The 8873-nt window shown below is 65.1% G+C and carries 10 protein-coding genes; 4 read left to right on the top strand and 6 right to left on the bottom strand.

Features of this window, described 5'->3' with window-relative positions:
- Positions 1-51 precede the first annotated feature (51 nt).
- From ABYB95_RS11620 to ABYB95_RS11635, 4 genes are all read right to left on the bottom strand, one after another.
- Positions 52-510, bottom strand: coding sequence for a carboxymuconolactone decarboxylase family protein (locus ABYB95_RS11620; RefSeq protein WP_372658690.1), 459 nt, complete (start codon positions 508-510; stop codon positions 52-54).
- 83 nt (positions 511-593) lie between these two features.
- Entirely contained in the window at positions 594-1475 is an 882-nt protein-coding gene (locus tag ABYB95_RS11625) for an RNA polymerase sigma-70 factor (protein ID WP_372658691.1), read from the bottom strand.
- An 86-nt stretch (positions 1476-1561) separates the two neighbouring features.
- On the bottom strand, positions 1562-2401 hold the full coding sequence (locus tag ABYB95_RS11630; RefSeq protein ID WP_372658692.1) for a ferritin-like domain-containing protein: 840 nt from the start codon (positions 2399-2401) through the stop codon (positions 1562-1564).
- A 387-nt stretch (positions 2402-2788) separates the two neighbouring features.
- Positions 2789-3403, bottom strand: a complete 615-nt coding sequence (locus ABYB95_RS11635) for a glutathione S-transferase N-terminal domain-containing protein (protein ID WP_372658693.1) — start codon at positions 3401-3403, stop codon at positions 2789-2791.
- 146 nt (positions 3404-3549) lie between these two features.
- On the opposite strand from ABYB95_RS11635, the gene purB reads away from it, so the two are divergent.
- Positions 3550-4977, top strand: coding sequence for an adenylosuccinate lyase (gene purB / locus ABYB95_RS11640; RefSeq protein ID WP_372658694.1), 1428 nt, complete (start codon positions 3550-3552; stop codon positions 4975-4977).
- 54 nt (positions 4978-5031) lie between these two features.
- On the opposite strand, the gene ABYB95_RS11645 is transcribed toward purB, so the two are convergent.
- A complete protein-coding gene (locus ABYB95_RS11645) occupies positions 5032-5457 on the bottom strand; it encodes a DUF3717 domain-containing protein (RefSeq protein ID WP_372658695.1) in 426 nt (141 codons plus the stop codon).
- A gap of 268 nt (positions 5458-5725) precedes the next feature.
- On the opposite strand from ABYB95_RS11645, the gene ABYB95_RS11650 reads away from it, so the two are divergent.
- Complete coding sequence (locus ABYB95_RS11650) at positions 5726-6454, top strand: TerC family protein (RefSeq protein WP_372658696.1); 729 nt, start codon at positions 5726-5728, stop codon at positions 6452-6454.
- A gap of 80 nt (positions 6455-6534) precedes the next feature.
- Positions 6535-6894 carry a phage holin family protein gene (locus ABYB95_RS11655; RefSeq protein ID WP_372658697.1) on the top strand — a complete coding sequence of 120 codons (360 nt, stop codon included), beginning with the start codon at positions 6535-6537 and terminating at the stop codon, positions 6892-6894.
- Here the strand turns inward: ABYB95_RS11655 and ABYB95_RS11660 are convergent.
- The gene (locus tag ABYB95_RS11660; RefSeq protein ID WP_372658698.1) at positions 6868-8562 is read right to left on the bottom strand and encodes a M48 family metalloprotease; all 1695 of its coding nucleotides are present in this window, start codon (positions 8560-8562) and stop codon (positions 6868-6870) included. The two genes, ABYB95_RS11655 and ABYB95_RS11660, sit on opposite strands and share 27 nt — an antisense overlap.
- 59 nt (positions 8563-8621) lie before the next feature.
- On the opposite strand from ABYB95_RS11660, the gene ABYB95_RS11665 reads away from it, so the two are divergent.
- On the top strand, positions 8622-8873 hold a 252-nt coding region (locus ABYB95_RS11665; RefSeq protein WP_372658699.1), incomplete at its 3' end, for a cyclic pyranopterin monophosphate synthase MoaC.

Consider the following 8873-nt stretch of genomic DNA (forward strand, 5'->3'; position numbering starts at 1 on the left):
CGCTGCGCGCGGCCACGGCACCGCCAAAGGGCGGCGTGTGAGGTCCAGACCTCAAACCATAGCCTTTTCCGCCACCGGCAGGCGCATGCCCACACCCAGCCGGTTCCAGGCATTGATCTGCGCGATGGCGACGGAAAGATCCACGATTTCCTGCTCGTTGAAGACCGCTTGCAGCTGCGCGAATGCCGCGTCGCGGTCGCCGTGGTCCTCCACCAGACGCGTCAGGCTTTCGGCCCAGTTCAGGGCCGCACGTTCCCGTTCGTCGTAGAAGCCCACCTCGCGCCAGGTGGCGATGCTGTTGATGCGCTGCCAGCTTTCGTCTGCCTGGCGCAAATCGCGCACATGCATGTCGAGGCAAAAAGCACAGCCGTTGAGCTGTGAGACGCGGGTCTGAACGATCTGGTACAGGCGCTCGCCGAGGCTGTGCCCGGCAATGGCGGTGTTGACGCCGATCATGGCCTGGTAGGCTTTGGGCGCGATTTTGAACCAGGGAAGGCGGGGGCTGTTCATGGGTGCTCCTTGTTGCAAAGTGGTTGAACACCTCTTAGACGCGCCAGCACACGCGCTTGTGACAGCGCCGCCAAACCAGACGGTCAGGGCCGACCGGCGTGCACCACCCGCGCGAGTTTGTCCGGGTTGCGCTGCGTATGGATCTGCACGATGCGCTCGGCCCGCCACTCGAAGCTCTGCACCGACTCCAGCACCCCGTCGATGTAGCGCAACAATCCCGGCGCGCCGTTGACCCAGGCCAGGGTGGTGTGCACGGCAGCGCCGTGGCGGCGGTGCACCGCGTAATACAGCTGGGCCACGCGCTGGTTGCCTCGCAAGGGCTGGCCAAACGACGGCACCTTGCCGCCGCCGTCGCCCACCAGGGCCACGTCTTCGCTGAGCAAGCCTTTCAGGGCTTGCAGATTGCCGCTCTGCGCCGCCTCGGCAAACCCCTGCAGCAGGCGCCACTGGCTTTCACGCGACACCGGCTGGACCGGTCGGCCCGACCCGCGCACCTGCGCCTTGGCCCGGTGCACCAGCTGGCGGCACGCCGCTTCGCTCTTGCCCAGGGTGTGGGCGATCTCGCTGTATTCGGCATCGAAGATTTCGCGCAGCAAAAAAGCGGCACGCGCTTCGGGCGTCAGGCGCTCCAGCACCGTGAGCAAGGCGACCGACAGTTCGTCTGCCCGCTCCAGCAGGCCTTCCGGCGTCGCGGGCCCGTCCTCCACCACCGGTTCGGGCAACCAGGTGCCGACGTAGTGGCCCCGTTGCACCTGGATCGCGCGCAAGTGGTCGATGGCCCGCCGCGTGGTCGTGGTCACCAGCCAGGCTTCTGCGCTCTCCAGCGTCTCGTGGGCCATGCCGTTCCAGCGCAGCCACACGTCTTGCACCACATCTTCGGCGTCGGCGATGGTGCCGAGCATGCGGTAAGCGATGCCCTTGAGGCGCGGGCGGTGGCGGTCAAACGTGCGGGTGGCAGGGTTCATGACAGCAAGACGGCCCACTCATGCCATTTGTGACAGCGCCACCCGGCCCAGCCCGGCGTCGGCGCTTGGCCGCCCTGGGTCTCGCCCTACAGGCTGGGCGCCGGTACCGCCAACGACTTGCGAAAACGGTTGAGTTCCTGCACCGTCTTGAAGCTCTGCTCCATGAGCAGGCTCAGGTTGTGCAGGATGCGGTCGACCACCTTGGTCTCCCACGCCGCGTCGAAATCGATCTGCGTGTCCAGCCAGTGTTCCAGCCACTCGGGATTAGGCAGGCGGCTCTGGATGGTGTCGTTCGGGAACAGGGTTTTGTTCACGTGCAGGTTGGTCGGGTGCAAAGCTTGTGCGGTACGCCGGGCACTGGCCATGAGCACGCCCACCTTGGCGAAGGCAACGCGGGCTTCGTCGCCGAACTTGTTGATGGCCCGCTTCATGTAGCGCAGATAGGCGCCGCCGTGGCGCGCTTCGTCCTGGCTCAAGGTGCTGTAGATGTGTTTGATCACCGGTTCGGAATGCCACTGGCTGGCGCGGCGGTACCAGTGGTTGAGCCGGATTTCGCCGCAGAAGTGCAGCATCAAAGTCTCCAGCGGCGGCGCCGGATCGAACTCAAAACGGATGTCGTGTAGTTCCTGCTCGGTGGGCACATATTCCGGGCGGAAGCGGCGCAGGTATTCCATCAGCACCAACGAATGCTTCTGCTCTTCGAAGAACCAGATCGACATGAAGGCCGAAAAATCGGAGTCGTCGCGGTTGTCGCGCAAGAACATCTCGGTGGCGGGCAAAGCAGCCCACTCGGTGATGGCGTTCATCTTGATCGTCTTGGCCTGTTCGTCGGTCAGCGCACTGCCATCGAACGTGTCCCACGGGATGTCTTTCTCCATGTCCCAGCGGACGGATTCGAGTTGTTTGAAGAGTTCGGGGTACAGCATGGCGGACTTTCGGATCGGCTACGGATTCCTGCATTTTAGGTCCCGCCGATGTAAGGCCGTTGACACGGCGCCTTGCGCGGCGCTGGCATCGCGAAATGGCCGGGCCAAGCCCATCACAACGGCGGCGCCAAACGGGTCGCTGCACCGCAGGAACTTCCACCGCCCATCCCCGGTCCAAATGTGGGATCGCAAGGCATGCGCACACGCGCACCCCGACCGACAGGTTTTTGACTGCGAAGCCATGCCGGCCCCACGGGGCGGGCATGCAAGCCCGAGGCGCCATTCCTCCCTCCCTCAACCATTCGTTTCGGGGCGCTTCGCAGTATTTTGTACAAGGGCAGCCCTGGCATGCGGGTCACCGACCCCGCCTTCCAGGCGCTGCGGGGTCTACACCGGCCGGGTGTCGATGAAGCTCTGGCGCAGCATGAGCTTGTCGTACAGCTTGCTCAGGTTGGGATAGGGCGTGCGCCAGTCGATGGCCGGGAAACGGAAGTCGAGATAACCCAAGGCACAGCCCACCGCCAGGTCCGACAGACTCAGGTGGATGCCCGAACAAAAGGGCTTCTCCCCCAGGCCTTGGCCCATGGCCTTGAGACTGGCTTCGATCTTGCCCGTCTGGCGGTCCACCCAGGCCTGCGAGCGCTGGTCGACGGTGCGGCCTGCCCAGGTCGCCTCCAGACGCGCCAGGATGGCAGCGTCGAGCACGCCATCGGCCAAGGCCTCCCAGGTCTTGACCTCGGCGCGGTCGCGTCCGGCAGCGGGAATGAGCTTGCCCACCGGCGACAGCGTGTCCAGATACTCCACGATCACGCGCGAATCGAACACCGCCTCGCCGCCTTCCAGCACCAGGCACGGTACTTTGCCCAGCGGATTGGAGGTGCTGATCACCGTCTCGGCCGACCAGACATCTTCTTGCACAAACTGGTAGTCCAGCTTTTTCTCTGCCATGACGATGCGCACTTTGCGCACGTAGGGGCTGGTAATGGCACCGATGAGTTTCATGGAGAGTGACTTGGGTTGACGGTTTCCCTGGAGCGGCCATTTTAGCCAGCCAGCACCGCCGTCTGCCGAACGGCGGCCAGAGCCTGCCAAACCAGGGTCCGCCCAAAGGCGGGCAAGCGCGCGATGGCGCCTCCTACAATCGGGGAATGCGCCCAAACACACCCCCCAACACCACGACGCCTGCGGCAGGCAACGCCGCCTTGTCGCCCATTTCCGCCCTCTCGCCGCTGGACGGCCGCTACGCGGGCCGGCTGGCTGCGCTGCGCCCCTACATGAGCGAACAAGGCTATATGCACCGGCGGGTGCAGGTGGAAATCGCCTGGTTCATCACCTTGTCCGACGCGGGCTTTGCTGAATTCAAGCCACTCTCATCGGGTGCGCGCACTTACTTGCTGGGTCTGGTGAAGAATTTTTCTGCGGCCGACGCCACCGCCATCAAAGAAATCGAAAAGACCACCAACCACGATGTGAAAGCGGTGGAGTACTGGATCAAGTCCCGCTTCGAAGCCCGGCCCGAGCTGGAGAAGGCGGCCGAGTTCGTGCATTTCGCCTGCACCAGCGAAGACATCAACAACACCAGCCACGCGCTGCAACTCAAGGGCGGGCGCGACGCGGTGCTGCTGCCTGCGCTCGATGGCGTGATCGCCAAGCTGCGCGAAATGGCCCACGCTTTTGCCGCCGTGCCCATGCTCAGCCGCACCCATGGCCAGACCGCCAGCCCCACCACGGTGGGCAAGGAAATGGCCAACGTGGTGGTGCGCCTGGACAGTGCGCGCAACAAGATCGCCGCCGTCAAGCTGATGGGCAAGATGAACGGCGCCGTGGGCAACTACAACGCCCACATGAGCGCCTGGCCCGATTTTGACTGGGAAGCCTTCAGCCGCCAGGTGATCGAAACGCCCGAGCCGCTGGGCCTGGGCCTGACCTTCCAGCCCTACAGCATCCAGATCGAACCGCACGATTACATGGCCGAGCTGTTCGACGCCATGGCGCGCACCAACACCATCTTGATCGACCTGTCGCGCGACATCTGGGGCTATGTGAGCCAGGGCTACTTCAAGCAGCGCCTCAAGGAAGGCGAGATCGGCTCGTCCACCATGCCGCACAAGGTCAACCCGATCGATTTTGAAAACGCCGAGGGCAATCTGGGTCTGGCCAATGCGCTGCTCAAACACCTGTCCGAGAAGCTGCCCATCAGCCGCTGGCAGCGCGACCTGACCGATTCCACCGTGCTGCGCAACATGGGCGTGGCACTGGGCTACGCGGTGCTGGCCTACCACTCGCTGGGCGTGGGTCTGGGCAAGCTCGAACTGAACGAAGAACGGCTGGCGGCCGACCTCGACGCTTCGTGGGAAGTGCTGGCCGAGCCGATCCAGACCGTGATGCGCCGCTTCGGCGTTTCGGGCGCCTACGAGAAGCTCAAGGAAGTGACGCGCGGCAAGACCGTGACGGCCCAAGCCCTGCACGAGCTGATCCACAGCCTGGAGATCCCGCAGGTGGAAAAAGACCGGCTGCTGGCCATGACACCGGGCAGTTACGTGGGCAAGGCAGCGGAGTTGGCGCAACGGGTGTGAGGGTTGCAAGGGCCATGGGCCCTTGTCTTGTCGGCCCGGTCGGCGCGCGTCAGGTCACGGTGTTGGCGCGATGCCGTCGTTCTGCGCGCGTTCGGCGTAGCGGTTGAAGCGCCAGGCGTCGCCTTCCAGCGTGATGCGGCGCCAGGTCACCCGCTTTTCACCCGGGGTCATCTCGGTCCAGCGCTGCACTTCGTCGAAGCTGCGTCCACATCCTTTGCACCAGGCGTCACCCTGGCTGGTGGAGCAAATGGCGATGCAAGGTGTGTCGGGCATGCTGTCGAACCAGACCAGCCAGGCGGCATGGGCCTGGGGTGGCATGCTGGCTTCGTCGGCATGGGTTTCGTGAAAGAACACCAGCAGCGCGTACACCTCGGCCAGGGCGCGCAGTTCGGCGCACAGCGAAACACCGTCGGGCGAGGGCTTGCGCGCGCGCCAGAAATTGATCGCAGCTTCGATGTCGGAGATGTGGATGCCAGCCATGGAGGGTCGATCATAGCCACCACCAGCGTCTACCGCGCGACAGACATGCGTGTCCGATCACGGGCGCTCAGCAGGGCACCGATACAATAGCGTTTTTGCGGAGGGGAGTAGCTCCCAAGCGCACCACGGCCATCACGGGCCGCCGGTGCCGCCGATCAGCGAGTCGTCAATACGTCGCCACCCATGTGGCTTCCGGCTCCCTGGGCACGCACCTGTTTCACAGGCGGTGCCGGGCAAGACCTTCGAAAATTCCCCACTGGAGATTTTCATGGAATTCTTGTCCGCGCCCTGGTGGTCCGCTTTGCTGACCATCATTCTCATCGACCTCGTGCTGGCGGGCGACAACGCCATCGTCATCGCACTGGCGGCACGCAGCCTGCCCAAAGAACACCAGACCAAGGCCATCGTGTGGGGCACCGTGGGTGCCATCGTGGTGCGCTCGATCATGACGGTGGGCGTGGTCTGGCTGCTGCGCATCCCAGGCCTCATGTTGATCGGCGGCCTGGCCCTGCTGTGGATCGCCTACAAGTTGATCGCCAACGAAGAGGGCGATGACGAACACAGCGGACCCGTCGCCACCACCTTCTGGGGCGCGATGAAAACCATCGTCATCGCCGACGCCATCATGGGAATAGACAATGTGCTCGGCGTGGCCGGTGCGGCCCACGGCGCTTTCGATCTGGTCGTGATCGGCCTGCTGGTGAGCATCCCCATCGTGGTGTTCGGCAGCACTCTGGTGCTCAAGCTGGTGGAGCGCTTCCCCAGCATCATGTACATCGGCGCGGCCGTGCTGGCCTTCACCGCCGGCAAGATGATCGTGAACGAAAAACTGCTGGCTCCCTATTTCAAAGGGCCTGAGTTCTGGCAGAGCCTGGCTTACTGGGGCCTGTGCGGCCTGGCCGTTGTCGGCGTACTGGCTGCGGGCTGGCTGCACAACCGGCAACTGGCGCAACGCGTCGACAGCGGCGCGCAGACCGTCGGTGACCGGCCCAGCTGAAACCGCAACCACCAAATTCAGAGCGGGGAGCACAACCCCGGACCAGCTGGGATAGGGCCGCAGATGCTATGCTGATCGGCATGAAACTCATTGCCAAATGGCTGCTCTCCGCCTGCGCCTTGTTGCTGGTGGCCTACCTCTTTCCCGGGGTGCAAATACAAAGCTTCACCGCAGCCCTCATCGCGGCAGCCGTGATCGGCCTCTTCAACACCGTGCTGCGCCCGGTATTGGTGGTGCTCACGCTGCCGGTGACGGTGGTGACGTTGGGCTTGTTCCTGTTCGTCATCAACGCCCTACTGTTCTGGGCCGCCGCGAGCATGCTCGACGGATTTGGCGTGAACGGCTTCTGGGCCGCCATGCTGGGTTCGCTGATTTTTTCGCTGTTGATGCTGGTGGTGGACGCCGCCTTGAGCTCAGTTTTCCCGCGCCTCACGCGCTGACTCCCGCAGCTGCTCCTCGACCTCGCGCCGGCGCGTGTCCACGATCGCCAGTTCGATCGGGTCCATGGCACGTTCGCTGGCGGACAGGCCTTGTGCGGTCTTGAAGCGTTCTGCCGCGCCCGCAAAATCCAGCTGGGCCGCACGCACTTCGGCCTCGGCCCGCACCGCACGCAAACGCTGCCCCTGGGCCAGATAGGCGCTTGAAAGCGTCTGCCAGGCCAGGGCGTCGCGCGGATACGCCACCACCCAGGTCTGCAGGCGCTCACTCGCCTGGCGCGGTACCGCCATGGCCACGGCCGCTTGTGCGCCCAGCAAAACATCCGCACGCGATGTGCTGGCCAGCGCCTGGTTGCGCAACAGCGCCAGGGCCTCGCCCGGCACGGTAAAGCCCGAGCGGATGGCCACCACCGAAACCTCCAGCAGCAAGCGGTCTGCAGCGGCCTGGGTGCTGGGCGTGGCGGCGGCCCGCAGGCGTTGGGCCAGACCCAGGGCCTGCGCATGCTGGCCCAACCGCTGCGCGGCCAGCGCGGCCGCGTACACGTCGGCCGCGCTGGCAGACGCCATCTGCCCGATCTGCAACCAGGCGCGCTGCCGTTCGCTGCTGCTGTCGGCCAGCACGCGCGCGCGCGCCGCCATCAGCAAGTGCAACTCGGGTGAGGGCAAAGCGCTTAGAGGCACTTGCCCCAGGCGCTGTGCGTCGCGCAGCTCCAGCACCAGGCCTCTTCCCGGCCCATTCACCGCCCCATTCGGCACCGGATTGGCCGCCGGCGTCTGCACCGCCTGCGTTGAGCGCAAGACGCTGTTCTGGGCGCCCGTCGCCATGGGCAGGCGGTTGCGCATATCGGCCATGCGCTCGCTGGTCAAAGGGTGGCTGCGCAGATAGGGAAACGAGCCATCGTCGTTCAGGCGAGCGGCCTGCTGCAGCTTGTCGAACATGCCGACAAAACCCTGTCCGTCGAAACCGGCGCCGGTGAGCACACCAAAGCCCACGCGGTCGGCCTCGCGCTCCATGTCGCGCGAAAAGTTCAACTGGGTCTGCGCGGCCACCGCCTGGCCACCCGCCATGGCAGCACCGGCCAAGTTGCTGTTGTTGCGGGCCGCCAATGCCGCCAGAATCATGGCGCCCAACATCCAAGGCGCCTGCCGGTCCTGTCGCGAGACCAGGCGTGCGATGTGGCGCTGAGAAATGTGGCTGAGCTCGTGCGCCAACACACTGGCCAGCTCCGCAGGTGTTTCGGTCACGGCCAGCAAACCCAGGTGCACGCCCAGGTAGCCGCCCGGCAGGGCAAAGGCATTGACACGCCGATCCCGCGAAATCATCAGCTCCCAGGCCAGGCGCTCGGCCAGCTCGGGTGGTACATCGCCCCTCGCGCGCGCCGCGCCGAGCAAGGGCCGCCAGAGCGACTGCAAATAGTCGCCCAGCACCACATCGTCCAGGTAGTCCGGATCGCGGTAGATGTCCCGGGCGATCTGGTCGCCCAAGCGGCGCTCGGCCCCGATCGACATGCCCTCCACATCGCCCAAGTGGGGCAAGCCGTGGGGCGATACCTCGGGGGTGGACTGAGCCCAACCCTGCGGCGGTGCGATCAGGCACAGCGCCGCCACGAACACGGCAACGGGCCAGCGGCGCGCGGTGGTTGAACCCAGCGTGGGAGAGGGAAAATGCATGCCCGTATGATGCCGCCAAGTCCCCCAAGTTTCTGTAAAGCCCACGAAAAGAGCCGCCCATGACCCGCGCCCAAACCCCACCAGACAGCCCGCTCACCCACTTCGATGCCCAGGGCCAGGCCCATATGGTGGACGTCGGCGCCAAAGCCAGCACACACCGGGTGGCGGTCGCCGAAGGCCGCATCCGCATGGAGCCCGCTACGCTGGCATTGATACAGAGCGGCACCGCCAAAAAAGGCGACGTGCTTGGTATCGCCCGCATCGCGGGCATCCAGGGCGCGAAAAAGACCAGCGATCTGATCCCCCTGTGC

Source organism: Hydrogenophaga sp. (genome assembly GCF_041633695.1).
GTDB lineage: Bacteria > Pseudomonadota > Gammaproteobacteria > Burkholderiales > Burkholderiaceae_C > Hydrogenophaga.